Genomic DNA, 19,504 nt, shown 5'->3' on the forward strand with positions numbered 1-19,504 from the left:
GCGGGTCCGCCGGAATGCTTCCCGCGACCCGGTTCCATCGGCCAACTTTCATCCGCCGGACCCCGGCCGGCCACCCGGCGCCGCGGTCGGGGCCGTCAGCTTGCCGGCCGGCACCGACCCGGTCCGCACGTCGCGGAGCCGGGCCGGTGCCGGGTGTCCGGCGCGGTGTCAGTCGAACAGTTCGTTGAGGAAGCTCTTCTGGCGCTTCTGCCGGTAGTGCCCGTGGTAGCCGTAGTGGCCGCCACCGTGGGGCGGCGGGTAGCCGTGCCCGGCCGGCGGGGGCGGTGGCACGTGCGCGGCCTGCCGGTAGCCGGGAGGCGGTGGCGGCTGGTATCCACCACCGGGCGGCGGGGGCGGTGCGTATCCGGGCGGTGCGCCGGGCGGGGGCGGCGGGGCGTATCCCGGTGCGCCGGGCGGCGGCGGGGCGTACGCCGGCGGCTGGCCGGGCGGCGTGGGCGGGTGCTGCCGGTTCCAGTTGGCCTCGGCCTCGAAGAGCCGTTCCAACTCACCCCGGTCGAGGAAGATGCCGCGACACTCGCCGCACTGGTCGATGGTGACGCCGCTGCGCTCGTACTGGCGCATGTCGCCCCGGCACTTCGGACAGGTCATCTGCATACGTCGACGTTACCGGTCGGCGTCACCCGGACGGGTTCAGCAGGGCTGTCACTTCCGCGTCGGAAACCTCGTGGAAGTCGGCGTAGAACATCGACACCGCCCCGAACTCGGGGGTGCAGACCGGGCAGACCAGCTCGTCCACGACAGCCTTCACCCGGTCCGTCGCGTCGACCGCGCCGACCGGTACGGCGAGCACGATCCGCCGGGCGCCGAGCCGGCGGGCGACCTCGGCCGCCGCGCGGGCGCTGGCGCCGGTGGCGAGCCCGTCGTCGACGATGACGGCGGTCCGGCCGGTGAGGTCGAGCGGCGGGCGGCCGCCCCGGTAGTGCCGCTCGCGGCGTTCGAGTTCGGCGGATTCCCGGCGGGTCACCTCGTCGATGTCGGCGGGGTCGAGCCCGCTCGCGGTGCGTTCGTCGACGACCCGTACGCCGCCGGGGCCGATCGCGCCGAATGCGAACTCGGGCGCCCACGGTACGCCCAGCTTGCGGATCACCAGTACGTCCAGCGGGGCGTGCAGCCGTTCGGCCACCACGGCGGCGACCGGTACTCCGCCGCGTACCAGGCCAAGGACGGTGACATCGGGCTGATCGGCGAGACTTGCCAGGTGGTCGGCGAGTTCCGCACCCGCCACCGCCCGGTCGCGGTAGACCTTTCCCATTCCTCAGGTCTACGCGGCCCGGTCGCGGGCGGCCGGGAAACGCCTCAGATTGGCGTGCCGTCGAGGAACCGGGCACCGGCGACCCAGCCGACGACGGCGGCGGCGAGACCGACCAGCAGGGTGCCGGCGACGTAGCCGACCGCGCGGAGCCGGGAGTGCCGGGTGCTGGCCAGGTCAACCGTCTCGTACGCGAACGCGGAGTATGTGGTCAATGCCCCGCAGAATCCGGTGCCGACCAGTGGGCCGATCCAGCCGGGCAGGGCGCTGCCGGCACCGGCGACGAGCCCGAGCAGCGCCGAGCCGACCACGTTGACCCCGAAGGTGCCCCACGGCAGCCGGCCGGTCACCGCCTGTCCGACGAGGAACCGGCAGACGGCGCCGAGGGCACCGCCGGCCAGGACGAGCAGCAGGGTCACGGCTGCCCCCACCGGGCCGCCGCCCAGATCCCGAGGCGTACGGCGAGCAGCGCCCCGGCCAGGGTGCCGAGCACGTAGCCGGCGGCCGGTCCGAGGTGTCCGCCGGCGACCAGGTCACGGGCTTCGACCGCGTACGTCGAGAAGGTGGTGAACCCGCCGAGCACCCCGGTGCCGAGGAACGGCCGGACGAGCGGGTGGGCGTCGGTCTTGGTGGTGACGACCCGCATCAGCGCGCCGAGCAGTGCGCAGCCGATCAGGTTGGTGACCAGGGTCGCCCACGGGAAGCCGGTGGCGGGGCCGGGCCAGGCTTCGGCCAGGCCGTAGCGGGCGGCCGACCCGAGCGCGCCGCCGGCCGCGACCACCACCAGCGGGCCGGCCCGCATCAGCCCGCCGTCTCCAGGGCCGGGGAGTCGCCGGTGCCGGCCGGGACGGCGGTGCCGGGTTCGGCTTCGGCGTGGCGCAGGGCGGGGGCCCAGGCCAGGAACGCCACCGGGTAGAGCAGGTAGCCGAACCGGGTGGACGGCATCAGCAGGATGGCGGCGAGGAGGCCGTACCCGCAGATCAGCGCGGTGGTCGCGGCGCCGCGCGGCGGGCGGCGGGCGAGGTGGACGGCGATCGCCAGGCCGGCCGCGACCAGCAGCGCCGCCGCGATCCAGCGGCCACCGGGCAGCGCCGACGCGATCAGGTAGCCGGGGAACGGCGACTGGGCGGGGCTGGTCACCAGTGCGTCGCCGAGCGGGAACCGGATGACGTTGTCGACGAAGGCGGCCGGGTCGACCAGGACGGCGGGCAGCAGGGCCAGCGCCGGCAGGCCGACCGCGCCGGCGGCCATCCGGCCCAGCCGGCGCCGGCCGTGGGTCGCCGCGTGCAGCAGCAGTACGAGCGCTACCGGCCAGGCGAAGAGCTTGAGGGCGGCGGCGAGTCCGACCGCGACGCCGGCCGCCCCGGGCCGGGCGGCCGCGCACAGGGCGAGGGCCAGCAGGCAGAGCGCGAGTACGGGGAGGTCGTCGCCGCCGGTGGCCATCGTCAGCGCGCAGACCGGCAGTACGGTGGCGAGCTGCACCGCCCGGACCAGGGCCGCGTCGCGGTCGGCGGTCCGGTCGGCGGTCAGCCGGGCGCCGGTGCCACGGACGGTGCCGGCGGCCAGCGCCAGGGCGACGACGGTCGCGACCGCGAACCAGATCCGCGCGTCGGTCCACCAGCCGTCGCCGGCCAGTGCCCGGGGCAGCCCGAAGAGGGCCATCCCCGGCTGGTAGGGCAGGTAGCCGAGGAGCTGCTCGCCGGGTGGCAGCGCGGCGATGGCGTCGGTGCCGAGGTAGGGGGTGCCGTGGTCGAGCAGGCGGGCGCCGCCGTGTTCGACGACCACGACCTCTTCCTGCGCCCGGTCGGTCCGGCCGCCGGCCCGCTGGATGGCCTGGAGCACCATCGGCAGCAGGGCGGTCGCGACGAAGGCCAGGGCCGTGACGGCGGCGCGGGCGGCGGTGCCGGCGATCGACGCTCCGGGCCGGGTTCGCCGGGCGACAAGTTGGCCGACGACGACGAGCGCGGCGGCGGCGTAGCCGACGGCTGCCACCGCACCCCAGGCCCGGTGTGGCAGCAGGGTGGAGGTGGCCGCGGTGACGGCGGCGAAGATCGCGGAGAGCGTGTAGAGGCCGAGGTCGGCGGCGAGTCCGCCGGCGGCCCGGTCGATCGACGACCACCGGCGGCGTACGGCGTGGCCTGGCTCGGTGGGAATCACGCGGGCAAGTGTGGCAGACGGTCGGAGCGGCCCCGCCCACCCGGCCGCCGCCCGGACTTCAGGTGGACGACGGCACCCTCGTCGTGCAGGGGCGGGGCGAACTGGCCGGCGCTGCGGCGCAGGGTGGCCAGCATCCGGGTGGCCGGCATCGGGCGGGCGAAGAGGTGCCCCTGCCCGGCGGCGCAGCCCAGTTCCCACAGCGCGTGGCGTTGCGGCTCGCTCTCGACCCCTTCGGCGACCACCGAGAGTCCGAGGCTGCGGCCGAGGTCGACGGTGGACCGGATGACGGCCAGCGCCTCGGCGGAGGTGTCCATCGCCACCACGAACGCCCGGTCGATCTTCAGCTCGTGTACGGCGATGCGGGACAGCACCGACAGCGAGGACGAGCCGCTGCCGAAGTCGTCGAGGGCGAGGCGTACGCCTTCGGTCCGCAGGCGTTCGAGGACCTGGTCGACGACCTCCAGTTGGCTGACCGTCAGCGTCTCGGTGAGTTCGAGGAAGAGCCGGTCCGGGGGGAGGTCGTGGGCCCGCAGGCGGTTGGCGACCCGGTCGGGGAACTGCGGGTCGAGCAGGCTCCGCGGGGCGACGTTGACCGCCACCGGCAGGTCGAATCCGGCCGCCCGCCAGGACTCGGCGGCGGTCAGCGCCTCGTCGAGCACGGTGTCGGCGAACGTCGCCAGCAGCCCGGATCGTTCGATGGTCTCCAGGAACCGGATCGGGTCGATGTCGCCGCGGTCGGGGTGGTGCCAGCGGGCCAGCGCCTCGGCGGCGACCACGGCTCCGGTACCGAGGTCGACGATCGGCTGGAAGTCGACGCAGAACTCGTGTTCGGCCACGGCCCGGGGCAGGTCGCCGCCGAGGGACAGCCGTACGACGTCGGCGGTGTCACTGGCTGGCGCGTAGGTGGCGATCCGCTGCTGCCCTCCGGAGCGTTTGGCCTGGTACATGGCGACGTCGGCGCGGCGTAGCAACTCAGGCATTCCGCCGCTGGGCGGGGCGACCGCGATGCCTCCGCTGGCCTCGACCCGCAGTCGCATGCCGTCGATGTCGAGCGGCTCCTGCAGTGCGGCGAGCAGGCGTTCGGCCCGGTGGGTGGCGACCGCCGGGGCGGACAGGCCCTGGAAGAGCACGGCGAACTCGTCGCCGCCGAGCCGTACGACGAGGTCGTCGCCCTGGGCGGCGCTGCGCAGCCGGTCGGCCACCTGGATCAGGACCTCGTCGCCGGCGCCGTGGCCGAGGGTGTCGTTGACCTCTTTGAAGTGGTTGAGGTCGATCAGCAGCAGTGCGGTGACCCCGTCGGCGTGGCGCTGGCCGAGCAGTTCGGTGCCGTGGTCGAGCAGTTGCCGGCGGTTGCCGAGGCCGGTGAGGGCGTCGTGGGAGGCGGCCGCGGCGTGCTCGTCGGCGACCCGGGTCAGCTCCTGGTACGCCGACGCGTTGCGTACGGCTGTGCACAGTGCGGAGGCGAAGGTGCTCAGGGTGTACTCTTCGCGCTCGTTGAGTTCCACCGGGGCCCGGAACCGGAGCCGGACGATGCCGAGGTCGTGGCTTTCGTCGTGGCCGACCAGCTTCTCCTGGACGACCCACCCCTCGGCGGGGGGCGCGTCGACGCTCGACCCGTCGTAGACGATCTCTCCGGTGTTTCCGCGTACGGTCCGGCCGCGGTCGGTCAGTTCGACGTCGACCTCGTCGGCGGAGAACAGTTCGCTGGCCTGGTGGACCGCGGTGGCGAGCACGACGTCGAGGTCGATGACGTTGAGCGCGTCGGTGGCCTGGGCGAGCTGTCGCCAGGCGGTGCGTTCGACCTGGCTGCGGACCCGGGCCGAGTAGGCCAGGTGCAGGCTCAGCAGCAGCGGGGGTACGGCGACCAGCAGCCAGTTGTCGATCCTGAGGATGGCCAGGGTGCCGACGATCACCGGGAACCGGGCGACGGCGCTGGCCACCCGCAGGCCGAGGTGCTGGCGGAAGAGTTCCCGGCCGCTCTTGCCGGTGGCGTGCGCGATGACCGGCAGGGTCAGCAGCTCGTCGAGCACGACGGCGGTGCAGTAGGCGACCGCGAGCGGGACGACCATCTCGATCGGCTGCCGGCCGGGGTCCCAACCGGACAGGTGCAGGGCGAGCCCGGCCGCGCCGGCCAGGCTCATGTTCTTGGCGATGCCGAAGACGGCCTTGATCAGGGGGAGCCGGTTGGGGGCCAGCATCATCGAGGCGCCGATGCCGACGCCGACGCAGAGCACCACCCATTCGGCGGGGGCGAGGGCGAGGCCGACCAGGATGGCGGTTTCGGACCAGGCGATGTGGTGGTTGGTGCTGCGGATCCGGACCGTCACCTTGATGGTGAAGCCGACCGCGGCGAGAAGGGTCAGGGTGAGCAGGATCGGGAGGCTCACCCGCGGTTCGACGGTTGCCAGGCGGTAGATCGACACCGCGGTCGCGACGACCGCGAGAATGACGACGGGACCGACTAGCAGCAGCAGCCGCCGATCGGTCCCAGCATCACGTCGATTCGTACGAGTCACACCTGCTCCTGACCAGCTACCCAGTGCGTCCCGCAAGACTACGTCCAGTCACCCTCGGGCGACAGGGTGACATCAGCCCCACTCGTGCGAACGCATGTCCGTCTCCTTTGGTTCCCCGATGCCTGTCGAACGTTTAGTCGGTTTGGCTTTTGTGCCATTCCCGTTCGCTTTGCTGGGCAGGAGCCTAAGACGTGGATCGCGTTTTATCGACCATTAAATGTCGCTATGCTCACTATTAGTCAAGCCTAGCCGTTTCTGTTACTCGGTGTTTGCATAAGGAAACTGAGTGCGTTTGTTCGGTGCCTCTCGGGGGCTTATCGGAGTCCTGCGGAGTTTGCCGCGGACGCAGCTTCCCATGGCGTCGCCCGTGGCGTACGGAGGCCCCATCAGCCGTCCGGCCAGCAACCATCCGACGTTGGGTGTGACGGTAATCCGTCGTGGGATGTGACGGGCGCAATACCGAACGGTGAACTTTCAGGTTGGGTACCTCGTTTTGGTGAAGCCTGCCGTTCACCAAGATCAGCGAAGCTGCGACGCTCCGCAAGCGTCGACAATTGTCGATCAATCTCGTCCAATGAATAGGGTACGGAGAGGCCGCGATCGCATCCGCCGTGGCATCAACGCGCCCGACGATAAGAGCGCTCGATAGGCTCGTGCCGTGGCCGACTCCGCAAACCTCACCCACGTCGACCCGGCCGGTGCCGCCCGGATGGTCGACGTCTCCGCCAAGGAGCAGACCGTCCGGCGCGCCGTCGCCGCCGGGCGCCTCCAGACCACCGCGCAGGTCGTCGAACTGTTGCGCCGCGACGGGCTGCCCAAGGGCGACGCCCTCGCCGTCGCCCGGATCGGCGGCATCATGGGCGCCAAGCGCACCCCCGACCTGATCCCGCTCTGTCATCCGATCGCACTGCACGGCGTCACCGTCGACCTGCGGCTGGACGAGACGACCGTCGAGATCGTGGCGACCGCGAAGACCGCCGACCGGACCGGGGTGGAAATGGAGGCGCTGACCGCCGTCGCCACCGCCGGCCTGACCCTGATCGACATGGTCAAGGCCGTCGACCCGGCGGCGTCCGTGGAGGCGATCCGGGTCATCAGCAAAGAAGGTGGCCGCAACGGCACCTGGACCCGGCCGGCGGAGCGGCCGTGATCCGGGCCCGCGTCGTCGTCGCGAGCAACCGGGCGGCGGCCGGCGTCTACACCGACACCAGCGGCCCGCTGCTCGTCGAGGGCCTGCGTGAACTCGGCTGTGCGGTGGACGCGCCGGTCGTGGTGCCCGACGGCGAACCGGTGGCCGACGAGTTGCGCCGGGCGGTCGCCGACGGCGTCGACGTCGTGCTGACCAGCGGCGGGACGGGAATCACCCCGACCGACCAGACCCCCGACGTCACCCGCCGCCTGCTCGACTACGAGATCCCGGGAATCGCCGAGGCGATCCGGGCCCACAGCCGGGCGAAGGTGCCGACCGCCGTACTCTCCCGTGGCCTGGCCGGCGTCGTCGGCCGTACCCTCGTGGTCAACCTGCCCGGCTCGACCGGCGGCGCGCGCGACGGCCTCGCCGTACTCGGGCCGGTTCTCGCCCACACCGTCGACCAGTTGCGCGGCGGCGACCACCCGGCCGCCTGACCTCGGCCGGCTGCGGAGCGGCCCGACGATAGGCTCACCGGGTGAGCGCACAGACCGTACCCGGCCCACCCGCGGCGCCGGTCAGTTGGCCGGTGGCGAGGTCGCTGGTCCACGCGGCCGGCCGCGTCGCCGCGCCGGAACCGGTGGACGTGCCGCTGGCCGGCGCCGACGGACTCACCCTCGCCGAGCCGCTGACGACACTGACCGACCTGCCCGCCTTCCCGACCTCCAGCATCGACGGGTGGGCGGTACGCGGCGACGGGCCGTGGCGGGTCGTCGGCCGGGTGCTCGCCGGCAGCACACCTCCACCGTTGACCGACGCCGGCACCACCGTCGAGATCGCCACCGGAGCGATGGTCCCCACCGGCGCCGACGCGTTGCTGCGCGTCGAGGAGTCGGCCCGCGACGCCGACGGCCAGGTCACCGGTACGCCGCGCGTCCAGCCGGAGTGGCGGCTGCCGGGCGAGGAGGCCACGGCCGGCGAACGGTTGCTGCCGGCCGGCACCCCGGTGACCCCGGCGGTCGCCGGCCTCGCCGCCTCATGCGGTTACGACACGCTGCGGGTACGGCCCGCGCCGCGCGCCGCGCTGCTCGTCTTCGGTGACGAGCTGCTCACCGCCGGCCCGCCCGGCGCCGGCCGGGTACGTGACGCACTCGGCCCCTCCGTGCCCGCCTGGCTGCGGCGGTACGGCTGCGTCGTCGACCCGGCCCGGGTCGTCGCCCCGGTCGCCGACACGCTGCCCGACCACGTGGCCGCGATCCGGCAGGCGCTCGCCGACGCCGACCTGGTCTGCACCACCGGCGGCACGATGCACGGGCCGGTCGACCACCTCCACCCCGCGCTGGCCGAACTCGGCGCGGAGTACGTCGTCAACACCGTCGCCGTACGGCCGGGGTTTCCGATGCTGGTGGCCCGGGTCGCCGGGCCGGACGGGCGCAGCCGGTTCGTCGCCGGCCTGCCCGGCAACCCGCAGTCGGCCGTCGTCGCCCTGGTCTCCCTGGTCGCCCCGCTGCTCGCCGGTCTCACCGGGCGGCCGGAACCCGAGCTGCCGGCGGTCGTCCTCGGTGACGAGGTGCCCGGGCGGGGGAACTACACGCACCTGGCGCTGGTCCGGGTGGATCCGCGTCGCGGCACCGCGCACCCGGTCCGCCACGTCGGGTCCGCCATGCTGCGCGGGCTGGCCCGGGCCGACGGCTTCGCCGTCATCGAACCGGGCACGCGCGGTCGGCCGGGCGACCGGGTGCCGTTCGTGCCGCTGCCGTTGCCGGCCGGGGAACACCCGTGACCACCACGCCGACACTGCTCGTCGAGGTCACCACCGCCGTGCTCGACGTGTCGGCCCACGAGCGGGCGGTGTCCGACCGGGCGGCCGGTGCGGTGGTGTCCTTCCAGGGTGTCGTACGCGACCACGACCACGGGCGGGCCGTCACGCTGCTGGAGTACGAGGGGCATCCGACCGCCGAGGCGGTGCTGGCCGAGGTGGCGCGGGAGATCGCCGCCGACCCGGACGTCTACGCGGTGGCCGTGTCGCACCGGATCGGACCGCTGGCCGTCGGTGACGTGGCCCTCGTCGCCGCGGTCAGCACGGCGCACCGGGCGGCCGCCTTCGCCGCCTGTGCCCGGCTGGTCGACGAGGTCAAGGCCCGACTGCCGGTGTGGAAACGGCAGGTCTTCGCCGACGGCACCGACGAGTGGGTCAACTGCGCCTGAGCCCCGGCGGTCAGTTCGGCCTGGTGCCCAGGGGTCGGCGCTGCAGCCGCAGCATCGAGTCGGTGTAGAACGCGGGTTCCGCGCCGGGCCGCCACGGCAGGGCCGCGACCAGCAGGATCAACGCCAGCGCGAGCGAGTTCTCCATCAGTGCGCCGAAGAGGCCGTTCTGGTAGTGCGACTCCTGCGGCAACCGGTGCTCGTACGCCCAGATCGGGGCGATCAGCATCAGCAGGTAGAGGGCGACCGCGGCGCCGCCATGGCGCAGGCCGGTCAGCGTCGGGAACCAGATCGGCGTACGCAGGCCGGGCGCGTTGCCCGCGAACAGCGGGTTGGGCAGCGGGCTGCCGGTGCGTCCCGGCCCCCGGCTCGCGGCCCGGCGGCGCAGCGCGGCGTCGGCGAGGACGATGATCGCCGGGATGACGAAGACCAGGTGGTGCGTCCACGAGATCGGGCTGATCACGTTGGCGGTGAGGCCGACCAGCGCGAAGGCGGCCAGCTCGTCGCCGTCGGCGTGCGCCGAGGACGCCCGGGAAAGTCCGATGGCGAGCACGACCAGGGAGAACGCCAGCCACAGCAGGGTCGGCGTCTCGACCGAGTCGTAGAGCCGGGCGAGCAGGCCGGCGAGCGACTGGTTCGGCGTCATGTCGGCCTTGCCGATCCGGTCGGTCTGCCACAGCACGCCGGTGAAGTAGGCGGCCGACTCGTGGCCGGCGAGGACGAAGCCGGCCGTCGTGACCCCGACGGCGGTGCCGATCGCGGTCATCGCCGCCCGCCACTGGCGGGTGACGATCAGGTAGACGATGAACAGGGCCGGAGTGAGCTTGATGGCGCTGGCCAGCCCGATCCCGACACCGGCCCACGCGCCGCTGTGCCACAGCCGGCGCAGGAATCCACCGGCCACCGGTGGCCGCAGCCCGGCCTGGGCGCGGCGTCGCAACGCGACGAGATCCGCCATGATCAGCCCGAACAGCAGCAGGTTGACCTGCCCGTAGCCGAACGTCTCCCGTACGGGCTCGATGGCGACCGCCAGCGGCACCGCGAGGGCGACGGCGAACCAGCGCGACCAGCCGTGCCGGTCGGCGATCGGCACGATCAGCGCGACGAGTACGAGCGTGAGGGCGGCGAGGCTGGCGATCAGGTTGATCCAGCCGGCGGCCGCCACGGACAGGCCCGCCATCGGCAGCATGGCGAGTCCGGCGAACGGCGGGTACGTGAACCCGAGTGTGGTTTCGGGTGCCGTGAAGTCGTACAGCTCGTTTCCGCCTGCCCACCACACCACAGCGCCGTGGTAGATCTTCATGTCGAAGAAGATGTACGGCCGTCCGAAGGCTTCGACGGCGAGCCAGGCGGCATAGACGACGCCGGCGATGATGCCGATGCGAATTACTGTCCGACGATCGAGTCCACGTGCGAGGCGGTTAGCTGGTGCAGGGCGGCTGGTCCGTCTCTCGACGGTCGCCGGCATGGCGTGGCCACCCCCGTACCGTTGTCGTGCTTCGCGTTCAGGTCCACCACGGAGCCTAGATCGGCGAGGCACCGCACTACCTCCTGCGTTATGGGACCGTGTCCGATCCCACACTGGTTCGCGACATTTCGTCCTCGTTAACGCAAGGAGTCTATTTCAGGTGATTCACAGCTTGTTCATACTATTGGCAGACTCTAGCCGGGTGTACGAGGCGAGATTGGTCCTTATTGCTCAGTTTGAGTAGGGTACTGGCCGGCCTGATCACGCCGACGCCCGGCCCCGGCCGGACCTGATCACGTGGCTACCCGCCCTCAACCGGGCAGGTGGCGGCCGATCGACGCCGAACGCACCGCGATCCGGGCATCCCGCCGGGCACTACGTACCGCCCGGCCGACCGACCTGCGGCCACGGTCCACCGAGCGCAGCCCGTCGTCGACGGCCCGCCGCGCCCGCCACCCGACACCGGGACGGCCCTGCGTGTCGACCGCCGCCAGCAGCAGACCGCCGAACAGGCCGATGTTCTTGAGAAAGTGGGTCTGCTGGTTACGGCGGTCGGCCGGATCGTCGACACTCCAGAATGGATGCCCGGCGATCGTGGTCGGCACCAGCGACGCGGCCAGCACCGCCGCCGCCGGCCGGGTGCACCGGCCGGTGGCCAGCAGCAGCCCGCCGGCGAGCTGTGCCACGGCATTGACCCGGACCAGGGTGCGCGGATCGGTGGGCAGCCGGGGATCGACCCGTTCGATCAGCGGCGTGACCCGGTCGGTGACCGGCTTCGCCTTCGCGACGAGCGGCTCGGGCTTGGCCAGGTTGCGGATGCCACTCACGACGAAGATCCCACTGAGCAGGGCGCGGGCCGCGGAACGCACGGGAGTCATGACACCTTCATACCCTGGTGGGTGGTTGGCTACCCACCGAACTGTCGCATGACCCCGCTACAGTCCCGAGCCATGTCCGAGGTGGTAACCGACAGCCGGTGGAGCACCGAGCAGGTGCTCGCGCTCGCGCCGGACGCGTCGTCGCAGAAGGCCGGCCGGGGCCTGGCCACGCTCCAGAAGTGGCACGACATCGGCCACGACGGGGGCGGTGAGCAGCCCGGCGGCGTCTGGGGCCTGTGCAAGGGCAGCGGGTCCAAGCCCTACCAGACCTGCGTCGACCTGGCCGAGCCCGCCTACCGGTGCTCCTGCCCCAGCCGCAAGTTCCCGTGCAAGCACGCCCTCGCCCTGCTGCTGCTCTGGGCCGACGGCAAGCTCGCCGCGGGCGAGCCGCCGGAGTGGGTGCGGGAGTGGCGCGACTCCCGGGCCGCCCGCGTCGAACGCGCCAAGACCCGCCAGGCGAACGCCGGCCCCGCCGACCCGGCCGCCGCCGCCCGCACCGCCAAACGCCGCGCCGACCGGGTCACCGCCGGTCTCGACGAACTGGACACCTGGCTCGCCGACCAGGTCCGGGCCGGCCTCGCCGGCGCCGGCCAGCACGGCTACAAACACTGGGACTCGATGGCCGCCCGGCTCGTCGACGCCCAGGCCTCCACCGCCGCGTCGACGGTCAAGCGGCTCGCCGGGTTCGCCGTCGGGCAGCCCGCCGACGCCCTGCTGACCGAGCTGGCTCTCCTGCGCATGCTGGTGGCCGGGCACCGCCGGCTCGACGACCTGCCACCCGGGCTGGCCGCGACCGTACGCCAGCACGTCGGCTACCCGACCAGCACCGAAGAGGTGCTCGCCACCCCGGCCACCCGCGACAGATGGTTGGTCCTCGGCCGGCAGGACGAGGCGGCCGACAAGCTGACCGTACGCCGGGTGTGGCTGCGCGGCCGGCAGACCGCCCGGCCGGCTCTGGTGCTCGCCTTCGCCGCGCCCGGCCAGGCGTTGAACGCCGACCTGGTGCCCGGCACCGTCATCGACGCCGACGTCTGCTTCTATCCCGGCGGCGCGCCGCTGCGGGCGCTCGTCTCCCAGCAGCACGGGGTCACCACCGGGTCGGGCACGGGCGACGTGTCCGGCTCGACCGTCGCGGCCGCCCTCGACGACCACGCCGCCGCGCTGGCCGCCGACCCGTGGCTCGACCGCTGGCCGGTGCTGCTCGACGACGTCGTGGTCGCCGTCGCCGACGGGCGTTGGCACGTGATCGACGCCGCTGGCGACGCCCTCCCGCTCCAGTCCTCGGTCGAACCGTGGGTGCTGGTCGCCGTGGCCGGTGGCCGCCCGGTGCGGGTGGCGGCGGTGTGGACGCCGACCGGACTGCAACTGATGACCGCCTGGCTGGACGGAAAGATGGTGGCGCTGTGACCACGGCAACCCCCGCCTGGACCGAGGTGATGTCGACCGCCCTGGTCGGCACCGACCGGACCGGCCCACCCACCTGGGTCCCGCCCACCGCCCCCGACCCCGCTTCCGGGCTGCTCGAGGTGGCCGCCCTGCTCGCGGTTTCGCGCCGCGCCGGGCGGACACCGGAGCGCGAGGTCGCCCGCCCCGAACCCGCGGCCGACGAGGCCCGGCCGACGGTCGGCAAGGCCGCCGGCAACCGCCTGACGAGACTGCTCGACGGCAACGTGTTCGACGCCGACATCCGTGGCGAGTTGATCCGCGAATGGCTCGGCCTGGCCGCCGGGCGCGGGCTGGTCGCCCCGCCGCAGTCGCTGCCGGCGCTGCTCGACGCCGGGCGGGCCAGCCGCGAACTCCGCTCGCTGGTCGCCGTGGTCGGCGGCAACCGGGCCCGCTGGCTCGCGGAGCAGCGTCCGAGCTGGGGCTACCTGCTGGAGGAGGCCGACGACCCGGACGAGGTCGACCTCACCGAGGAGTTCGACCATCCGTACGAGGAGACGGCCGCCCCGCCGTCCGCCGCTGCCGTCGCCTGGGACGAGACCCGCTGGCAGGAGGGCAACGCCGGCACCCGGGCCGCCCTGCTCGCCCGGGCCAGGCGCGGCGACCCGGATACGGCCCGTGAGCACCTGATCGCGGCCTGGTCCAAGGAACCCGCCGCGAACCGGGAACGGTTCATCGCCACGCTCGCCGTCCGGCTCGGGCCGGGCGACGAGGAGTTCCTGGAGAAGGCCCTCGACGACCGGGCCAAGGCGGTCCGGCAACAGGCCGTCCGGCTGCTCGCCCGGCTGTCCGGTTCGGCATACCAGGAACGGATGGCGCAGCGGGCCCGGGCCGCCGTACGCCTCGACGACTCGGGCGGGTTGATCATCGAGCCACCGGCCGAGGTCGATCCCGCGATGGTCCGTGACGGTCTGTCGGCCGATCCCGGGAACGGCGCCGGGTACGGCAAGCGGGCCTGGTGGCTGGAAGCGCTCGTCGCCGCCACCCCGCTGTCGACCTGGCGGGACTACGCACCGGACCCGGCGACCTTCCTCCTGAGCCGGCCGGACGCCGACGGCTGGGCGGAGAACCTGATGCGCGGCCTGGCCCGGGCGGCGGCCCGCGAACGCGACGTCGAGTGGGCCCGGCAGTTGCTCGCCGCGCCATCGGCGAAGGCGCTGCTCCGGCCCAGCTACGGAGTCCGCCCGGCGGAGGGCCTCTACGAACTGCTGCCGCCGGCCGAGTTGAGTGAGCACGCCCGCGATCTGCTCACCGACGACAACGCCAGCCAGCAGGTCTACCAGTTGCTCATGATGTGCCCCGCGCCGTGGCCGGCCGACCTGGGCACGGCCGTACTCGACCGGGTCGTCGTGCTGATCACCCGCCAGCGGCAGGGCTACCGGGCGGATGCGCTCTGCCAGTTGGCCATCAGGAAACTGTCGCCGTCCGCCGCCGCCGAGGTCGCCGCCCGGGCCGCGGCACTGCGTAACGACGAGACCCAATACACCTACGAGCGGGCCATCGAGCGGCTCGCCGAAGTCCTGTACTTCCGCCAGAAAATGATCGAGGAGCTTGCGTGACCACGTCCACCCTGCCCCCAGCCGTGTTGCGCCAGCACGCGGAGCAGCAGTTCGCCGACGAGTTGGCCATCCTCGCCAAGTCCGACGACCGGCCCCGCCCCCGGGGCTGGCAGCTCTCCCCGCAGGCCGTGGTGACCTACCTGCTCGGTGACGGCGACGAGATCACCCCGAAATACGTCGGCCCGCGCCGCCTGATGGAGGTGGCGGTCGCCACCCTGGCCACCGACCGGGCGCTGCTGCTGCTCGGCGTGCCCGGCACCGCGAAGACGTGGGTCTCCGAGCACCTCGCCGCCGCGATCAGCGGCGACTCCACCCTGCTCGTCCAGGGCACCGCCGGCACCGCCGAGGAGGCGATCCGGTACGGCTGGAACTATGCCCGGCTGCTGGCCGAGGGACCGTCGCGGGCCGCCCTGGTGCCGAGCCCGGTCATGCGGGCGATGGCCGACGGCCGGATCGCCCGGGTCGAGGAACTGACCCGGGTGCCGTCGGACGTGCAGGACACCCTGATCACGATCCTGTCCGAGAAGACGCTGCCGATCCCCGAGTTGAGCGACGAGGTGCAGGCCACCAAGGGCTTCAACATCATCGCCACCGCCAACGACCGCGACCGGGGCGTCAACGAGCTCTCCTCGGCGCTGCGCCGCCGCTTCAACACCGTCGTCCTGCCCGTGCCGGCCACCGCCGACGAGGAGGTCGAGATCGTCACCCGCCGGGTTGCCTCGCTCGGCCGGTCGCTGGAACTGCCCGAGATGCCGGCCGCCGTCGACGAGATCCGGCGGGTCGTCACGATCTTCCGCGAGCTGCGTGGCGGCCTCACCGAGGACGGCCGCACCAAGCTCAAGTCGCCCAGCGGCACGTTGTCGACCGCCGAGGCGATCTCCGTGGTCACCAACGGCATGGTGCTCGCCACGCACTTCGGCGACGGCGAACTGCGCGCCGACGACGTGGCCGCCGGCATCCACGGAGCGGTGGTCAAGGACCCCGCCGCCGACCCGGCCATCTGGCTGGAATACCTGGAGACCGTCGTACGCGAGCGCGACGGCTGGCGGGACTTCTACCGCGCTGCCCGGGACGCCGGGTGACCGGCTCCCCGATCCTGCTCGGTGTCCGGCACCACGGCCCGGGTTCGGCGCGCGCGGTGCGCCGGGCGCTGGACGCCTACCAGCCCGACATCGTCCTCATCGAGGGTCCGCCCGAGGCGGACGCCCTGGTGGCGCTCGCCGGCCAGGACCAGATGCGGCCACCGGTGGCGCTGCTGGCCTATCCGACCGACCTGACCTCCCGCGCACGTACGGCGAAGACCGCCGCCGCCACCACCACCGGCGGACCGGTCACCGCCGTGGCAACCGTGGCCGGACCGGCCGCCGGAGCCCCGGACGGCTCCGGCGCACCCGACGGTTCCGGCCAACCGGGGTCGGGCGGGCCGGCCGACGACGCCGACCCGTCCGACCCCGACGCCCGGCCGGGTGGCGAACCCGCGTCCCGGGCGGCCTTCTGGCCCTTCGCGGAGTTCTCGCCGGAGTGGCAGGCCCTGCGCTGGGCGGTCGGTCGCGGCGTGCCGGTCCGGTTCTGCGACCAGCCGGCCGCCCAGCAGTTCGCGACCGTCGGCGGCGACCTCGGCGCGGAACGCGACGAGCGGCGCAACCCGATCGTCGAACTGGCCGAGGCCGCCGGCTACCCGCGCCCGGAAGACTGGTGGGAGGACGTCGTCGAGCAGCGCCTCGACGTGTCCTTCGCCGGTGACGACGAGTTGAGCCGGGCGCTGGCACCGTTCGAGGCGATCGCCGAGGCGATGACCGAGGTACGGGCGGCCGCGAATCCGCGGACCGGATCGCACGCGGCCGAGGAGGAGCGGCGCGAGGCGCACATGCGTACCGCGCTGCGGGCCGCCTGCCGCGAGTTCGAGCGGGTCGCCGTCGTCTGCGGTGCGTGGCACGTGCCGGCCCTGACCGCGCCGCTGCCGCCGGCCGCGCAGGACGCCCGGATCCTGCGGGGCATACCCAAGGCGAAGGTCAGCCTGACCTGGGTGCCGTGGACCCACGGCCGGCTCGCCTCCTGGCGCGGCTACGGCGCCGGCGTCACCTCACCGGGGTGGTACCACCACCTCTTCACCACCGAGGACCACCCGGTCGCCCGGTGGTTCGTGCAGGTCGCCGCCGTCCTGCGCGACGAGGGGCTTCCGGTCTCCAGCGCCCACGTGATCGAGGGCGTCCGGATGGCCGAGACGCTCGCCGTCGTCCGGGGCCGGCCGATGCCCGGCCTGCCCGAGATCACCGAGTCGGTGCGGGCCGTCCTGTGCGACGGCGACGACCTGCGGGTCGAGCTGGTCGACCGGCGGTTGGTGGTCGGTGACCGGCTCGGCGCGGTGCCCGACGAAACCCCGGCCGTACCGCTGCTGCGGGACGTGGCCGCCACCCAGAAGCGGTTGCGGTTGCCGGCCGAGGCGCTGGCCCGCGACCTCGATCTCGACCTGCGCAAGGACATCGACCGGGAACGCAGCCGGCTGCTGCACCGGCTGCGGCTGCTGGGAGTCGACTGGGGACGGCCGGCGCCGGCCCGGCGCGGCAGCGGCACGTTCTGGGAATCGTGGCATCTCGGCTGGGAACCCGGTTTCGCCGTCGACCTCATCGAGGCCAGCGCATACGGGCTCACCGTGGCCGAGGCCGCCGGTGCCCGGGTCCGGGAGAAGGCGGCCCGGTCGACGAGTCTCGGCGAGGTGACCGCGCTGGTCGAGCAGTGCCTGCTCGCCGACCTGCCGGCGGCGCTGGACGACGTGCTGGTGGCACTCGACGCGCGGGTCGCCCTCGACACCGACGTCGCGCACCTGCTCGCCGCGCTTCCGCCGCTGGCCCGTACGGTTCGTTACGGCGACGTACGCGGCACCGACCTCGGGGCGCTGCGGTCGGTGACCGGTGGCCTGGTCGTCCGCGCCTGCGTCAACCTGCCCGGCGCGCTCGCCGGACTGGACGACGCGGCGGCCCGCGAGATGCGCAAGCACGTCGACCTGGCGCACACCGCCATCGGGCTGCTCGCCGAAGCGGCCCAACCCGGCCCGCCGGCCACATCGGACGGTCCGGTTCGAGCCACATCGGACGGACCGGTCGAGGCCACAGCGGACGGCGCGGCCGGTCCGGCCACATCGGACGGCGGACGTTCCGGCCGGGCGGTCGACGGCGGCGACCTGCGCGAGCGGTGGCTCGGCGCCCTCGACCGGGCCGTCAACCGCGACGACCTGCCCGGACTACTCACCGGTCGACTGACCCGGCTGCTGTTCGACGCCGGCCGGCTCGACGCCGACGAGGTCGGCCACCGGATGGCGCTCAACCTGACCGTGGGCGTGCCACCGGCCACCGCCGCGGCCTGGGTCGAGGGTTTCCTGGCCGGCGGCGGGCTGCTGCTCGTCCACGACCCGCGCCTGCTGGCGCTGGTCGACGGCTGGCTGACGGCGATCCCGGCGGACGTGTTCGTCGAGATCCTGCCGTTGCTGCGACGTACGTTCAGCCAGTTCGAGGCGCCGGAGCGCCGGTCGATCGGGGAGCGGGCCCGGGCGTTGGAGAGCGGCACGCCGGTCGCCGCACCGCGGGCCGAGGCCGACCTCGACCCGGCCCGGGTCGCCCTGGTCGTGCCGACCGTGTCCGCCCTGCTGGGCTGGGCGCCCGTTCCCGATCAGGAGGCGACCGTCCGATGAGTACCGAAGCCCAACAGGAGCGGATGCGTCGGTGGCGGTTGGTGCTCGGCGGTGATTCCGACGCGACCGGGCAGAAGCTGAGGGGTGACGACGTGGGCATCGACGCCGCTCTCGCCGCGCTCTACGGCGGTGCCGGCGCCGGTGGTTCGGGTTCCCGCAAGGGTGGCCTCGGCGGCTCGGCGCCGAATGTGGCCCGCTGGCTGGGCGACATCCGCACCTACTTCCCGTCGACCGTCGTACAGGTGATGCAGGCCGACGCGGTCGATCGGCTCAACCTGACCCGCCTGCTGCTCGAGCCGGAAATGCTCGAAGCGGTGGAGCCGGACATCAACCTGGTCGGCACGCTGCTGTCGCTCAACCGGGTCATGCCGGAGTCGACCAAGGAGACCGCCCGCCAGGTGGTCGCGAAGGTCGTCGCCGACCTGGAACGACGGATCGCGCAGCAGACCCGGGCCGCGGTGACCGGTGCGCTCAACCGGGCCACCCGGATCAACCGCCCCAAGCACCGGGACATCGACTGGGACCGGACGATCCGCGCCAACCTCGCCCACTACCAGCCCGAATACCGCACCGTCATCCCACAGCGGTTGATCGGCTACGGCCGGCGGTCGACCGCGGTGCACCGTGATGTGGTGCTCTGCATCGACCAGTCCGGGTCGATGGCGGCGTCGGTGGTCTACTCGAGCGTGTTCGCCGCGGTGCTCGCGTCGATGCGCGCGTTGCGTACGTCGATGGTCGTCTTCGACACCGCCGTCGTCGACCTGACCGACAAGCTCGCCGACCCGGTCGAGGTACTTTTCGGCACCCAGCTCGGTGGCGGAACCGACATCAACCGGGCGATCGCCTACTCCCAGGGCCTGATCAGCCGGCCCAAGGACAGCATCTTCGTGCTGATCAGCGACCTCTACGAGGGCGGCGTACGCGACGAGATGCTGCGCCGGGTGGCGGCGATGACGGCCGCCGGGGTGCAGGTGATCGTGTTGCTGGCGCTGTCGGACGAGGGGGCACCGGCGTACGACCACCAGAACGCCGCCGCGCTGGCCGCGATGGGGGTGCCGGCGTTCGCCTGCACGCCGGACGCGTTCCCGGAGTTGATGGCCGCGGCGATCGAACGGCGCGACCTGCGCAGCGTCATCGAACGGTTGCAGCCTCCCGGCTGACCGTCCCGTTCGGACCTGGCCGCCGGCTCCG

Annotated in this window: 17 protein-coding genes; 9 read left to right on the forward strand and 8 right to left on the reverse strand. The window is 73.3% G+C overall.

Annotation, left to right across the window (positions count from 1 at the left end; genetic code table 11):
• Positions 1 to 168: 168 nt before the first annotated feature.
• Genes AB0M79_RS15670 through AB0M79_RS15695 form a run of 6 tightly spaced genes read right to left on the reverse strand, consistent with a single transcriptional unit; the run spans position 169 to position 5,943 of the window.
• Positions 169 to 615, reverse strand: a complete 447-nt coding sequence (locus AB0M79_RS15670) for a zf-TFIIB domain-containing protein (RefSeq protein ID WP_364213274.1) — start codon at positions 613 to 615, stop codon at positions 169 to 171.
• Between the two features lie 22 nt (positions 616 to 637).
• Positions 638 to 1,273: a phosphoribosyltransferase family protein gene (locus AB0M79_RS15675; protein ID WP_357535104.1), complete on the reverse strand. Its 636-nt coding sequence runs from the start codon at positions 1,271 to 1,273 to the stop codon at positions 638 to 640.
• Positions 1,274 to 1,317: 44 nt separating this feature from the next.
• Positions 1,318 to 1,689, reverse strand: a complete 372-nt coding sequence (locus AB0M79_RS15680) for a CrcB family protein (protein ID WP_364213604.1) — start codon at positions 1,687 to 1,689, stop codon at positions 1,318 to 1,320.
• The gene (gene crcB / locus AB0M79_RS15685; protein ID WP_364213277.1) at positions 1,686 to 2,072 is read right to left on the reverse strand and encodes a fluoride efflux transporter CrcB; all 387 of its coding nucleotides are present in this window, start codon (positions 2,070 to 2,072) and stop codon (positions 1,686 to 1,688) included. Before crcB ends, AB0M79_RS15680 begins: the two co-directional genes overlap by 4 nt.
• Positions 2,072 to 3,424 carry a glycosyltransferase 87 family protein gene (locus tag AB0M79_RS15690; RefSeq protein ID WP_364213607.1) on the reverse strand — a complete coding sequence of 451 codons (1,353 nt, stop codon included), beginning with the start codon at positions 3,422 to 3,424 and terminating at the stop codon, positions 2,072 to 2,074. The genes crcB and AB0M79_RS15690 overlap by 1 nt, the downstream gene beginning before the upstream one ends.
• Positions 3,424 to 5,943 carry a bifunctional diguanylate cyclase/phosphodiesterase gene (locus AB0M79_RS15695; protein ID WP_364213280.1) on the reverse strand — a complete coding sequence of 840 codons (2,520 nt, stop codon included), beginning with the start codon at positions 5,941 to 5,943 and terminating at the stop codon, positions 3,424 to 3,426. Before AB0M79_RS15695 ends, AB0M79_RS15690 begins: the two co-directional genes overlap by 1 nt.
• A 658-nt stretch (positions 5,944 to 6,601) precedes the next feature.
• Between AB0M79_RS15695 and moaC the strand changes: the two genes are divergently transcribed.
• From moaC to AB0M79_RS15715, 4 genes are read left to right on the forward strand one after another with little or no spacing between them, the layout of a single operon-like run.
• Complete coding sequence (gene moaC / locus AB0M79_RS15700) at positions 6,602 to 7,093, forward strand: cyclic pyranopterin monophosphate synthase MoaC (protein ID WP_364213283.1); 492 nt, start codon at positions 6,602 to 6,604, stop codon at positions 7,091 to 7,093.
• Entirely contained in the window at positions 7,090 to 7,569 is a 480-nt protein-coding gene (locus AB0M79_RS15705; protein ID WP_357535095.1) for a MogA/MoaB family molybdenum cofactor biosynthesis protein, read from the forward strand. Before moaC ends, AB0M79_RS15705 begins: the two co-directional genes overlap by 4 nt.
• Positions 7,570 to 7,610: 41 nt before the next feature.
• Positions 7,611 to 8,855, forward strand: coding sequence for a molybdopterin molybdotransferase MoeA (locus AB0M79_RS15710; protein ID WP_364213286.1), 1,245 nt, complete (start codon positions 7,611 to 7,613; stop codon positions 8,853 to 8,855).
• Positions 8,852 to 9,280 (forward strand): molybdenum cofactor biosynthesis protein MoaE, encoded by a 429-nt coding sequence (locus tag AB0M79_RS15715; RefSeq protein ID WP_364213289.1) that lies wholly within the window; start codon positions 8,852 to 8,854, stop codon positions 9,278 to 9,280. The genes AB0M79_RS15710 and AB0M79_RS15715 overlap by 4 nt, the downstream gene beginning before the upstream one ends.
• Positions 9,281 to 9,290: 10 nt before the next feature.
• Here AB0M79_RS15715 and AB0M79_RS15720 read toward each other — a convergent pair whose 3' ends face one another.
• Complete coding sequence (locus AB0M79_RS15720) at positions 9,291 to 10,745, reverse strand: glycosyltransferase 87 family protein (protein WP_364213292.1); 1,455 nt, start codon at positions 10,743 to 10,745, stop codon at positions 9,291 to 9,293.
• Positions 10,746 to 11,056: 311 nt separating this feature from the next.
• Complete coding sequence (locus tag AB0M79_RS15725; RefSeq protein ID WP_364213295.1) at positions 11,057 to 11,623, reverse strand: DoxX family protein; 567 nt, start codon at positions 11,621 to 11,623, stop codon at positions 11,057 to 11,059.
• 72 nt (positions 11,624 to 11,695) lie between these two features.
• On the opposite strand from AB0M79_RS15725, the gene AB0M79_RS15730 reads away from it, so the two are divergent.
• Genes AB0M79_RS15730 through AB0M79_RS15750 form a run of 5 tightly spaced genes read left to right on the forward strand, consistent with a single transcriptional unit; the run spans position 11,696 to position 19,473 of the window.
• Entirely contained in the window at positions 11,696 to 13,030 is a 1,335-nt protein-coding gene (locus tag AB0M79_RS15730) for an SWIM zinc finger family protein (protein ID WP_364213298.1), read from the forward strand.
• Complete coding sequence (locus tag AB0M79_RS15735; RefSeq protein ID WP_364213301.1) at positions 13,027 to 14,625, forward strand: DUF5691 domain-containing protein; 1,599 nt, start codon at positions 13,027 to 13,029, stop codon at positions 14,623 to 14,625. Before AB0M79_RS15730 ends, AB0M79_RS15735 begins: the two co-directional genes overlap by 4 nt.
• Positions 14,622 to 15,707 (forward strand): AAA family ATPase, encoded by a 1,086-nt coding sequence (locus AB0M79_RS15740; RefSeq protein WP_357513951.1) that lies wholly within the window; start codon positions 14,622 to 14,624, stop codon positions 15,705 to 15,707. Before AB0M79_RS15735 ends, AB0M79_RS15740 begins: the two co-directional genes overlap by 4 nt.
• Positions 15,704 to 18,313, forward strand: a complete 2,610-nt coding sequence (locus tag AB0M79_RS15745) for a DUF5682 family protein (protein WP_364213304.1) — start codon at positions 15,704 to 15,706, stop codon at positions 18,311 to 18,313. Before AB0M79_RS15740 ends, AB0M79_RS15745 begins: the two co-directional genes overlap by 4 nt.
• Entirely contained in the window at positions 18,310 to 19,473 is a 1,164-nt protein-coding gene (locus AB0M79_RS15750; RefSeq protein WP_364213307.1) for a VWA domain-containing protein, read from the forward strand. The genes AB0M79_RS15745 and AB0M79_RS15750 overlap by 4 nt, the downstream gene beginning before the upstream one ends.
• Positions 19,474 to 19,504: the final 31 nt, after the last annotated feature.

Source organism: Polymorphospora sp. NPDC051019 (assembly GCF_040683055.1).
GTDB lineage: Bacteria > Actinomycetota > Actinomycetes > Mycobacteriales > Micromonosporaceae > Polymorphospora > Polymorphospora lycopeni.

What these genes read in the sequence shown, in the direction of transcription:
- AB0M79_RS15730 (WP_364213298.1), top strand. Translation starts at nt 11,696, where the DNA reads ATGTCCGAGGTGGTAACCGACAGCCGGTGGAGCACCGAGCAGGTGCTC.
- AB0M79_RS15720 (WP_364213292.1), bottom strand. Translation starts at nt 10,745, where the DNA reads ATGCCGGCGACCGTCGAGAGACGGACCAGCCGCCCTGCACCAGCTAAC.
- AB0M79_RS15670 (WP_364213274.1), bottom strand. Translation starts at nt 615, where the DNA reads ATGCAGATGACCTGTCCGAAGTGCCGGGGCGACATGCGCCAGTACGAG.
- crcB (WP_364213277.1), bottom strand. Translation starts at nt 2,072, where the DNA reads ATGCGGGCCGGCCCGCTGGTGGTGGTCGCGGCCGGCGGCGCGCTCGGG.
- AB0M79_RS15675 (WP_357535104.1), bottom strand. Translation starts at nt 1,273, where the DNA reads ATGGGAAAGGTCTACCGCGACCGGGCGGTGGCGGGTGCGGAACTCGCC.
- AB0M79_RS15725 (WP_364213295.1), bottom strand. Translation starts at nt 11,623, where the DNA reads ATGACTCCCGTGCGTTCCGCGGCCCGCGCCCTGCTCAGTGGGATCTTC.
- AB0M79_RS15750 (WP_364213307.1), top strand. Translation starts at nt 18,310, where the DNA reads ATGAGTACCGAAGCCCAACAGGAGCGGATGCGTCGGTGGCGGTTGGTG.